Consider the following 825-nt stretch of genomic DNA (forward strand, 5'->3'; position numbering starts at 1 on the left):
ACCGCCTGCTGCGGTTGCTCTTACTTCCCACCTGGCCACTACTTCCTCTGGAACCTCACGTCCCAGTCTCCAGGTGTCCAACATCGAGGGGAAGCTTCATCCGTGACCTCTGCACGGGTCTTCCGTTCGACGTGACGCCGGTCCGGCTTGCCGTCGTCACGAACACCGACGGTGACCCGACCGTGCCACTTGCCGTCTTTGCCGAAGTAGATCGAACTGCGTCCGTTCGGCTGTCGAGTGCGCTTCTCTTGCTCTGCCACAGGCAGGCTCCTGCTCTTGGTGTCGGGATGGGTACCGGGGCGGCGGGTTGTCCTTGTCCGGGAGTGCCGCCGCCCCGGGCGTCGTCAGGCGGCGCGTTGGGCGGTGCGGAGACGGGTGACGTAGGCGGCCGGGGCGTCGGCGGGGACGCGGCGGAGACGGCCGACGGGTACGGACTCCAGCTCTCCGGTGCGGATGAGCGCGTAGCACGTCGTCCGGCCGATGCGGAGGCGGCGGGCAGCCTCCTCGACGGTGAGGAGGACAAGGGTCGGGTCATCGGCGGGGGCGAGGGGGAAGGTCGTCGGTTCGTCCACGTCTCACTCCTGTGAGGCTGAGTTCACGGGCAGATGCCGCCGCACAAACCGCAAAATCCGCAGAAAACCCGGTGTAGGCCGTTGACCTGCGATGTTGCGGTGTGCGGGTGGCAGACGGGGGTGCTCCGCAGAAACCCGCAATATTCCGCAAAAATCAGGAGCGGCCGACGGTCGGTCCCGGCGGGCGGGGTGGGGCTCGGATTTTTGCGGAATATCGCGGGATTGTGCGACGGGGCCCCGTCCGGGGTCCGGG

General features: G+C 67.5%; 1 protein-coding gene and 1 pseudogene. Both read right to left on the reverse strand.

Annotated elements, in window-relative coordinates:
• Window positions 1–101: 101 nt before the first annotated feature.
• Window positions 102–260 (reverse strand): annotated as a pseudogene (locus PV350_RS46780) (site-specific integrase); the annotation flags it as partial.
• An 84-nt stretch (window positions 261–344) separates the two neighbouring features.
• Window positions 345–572, reverse strand: a complete 228-nt coding sequence (locus PV350_RS46785; RefSeq protein WP_500339332.1) for a helix-turn-helix domain-containing protein — start codon at window positions 570–572, stop codon at window positions 345–347.
• Between the last annotated feature and the right edge of the window lie 253 nt (window positions 573–825).

Origin of the sequence: Streptomyces sp. PA03-6a, from assembly GCF_033792765.1 — a bacterium.
Taxonomy (GTDB): domain Bacteria; phylum Actinomycetota; class Actinomycetes; order Streptomycetales; family Streptomycetaceae; genus Actinacidiphila.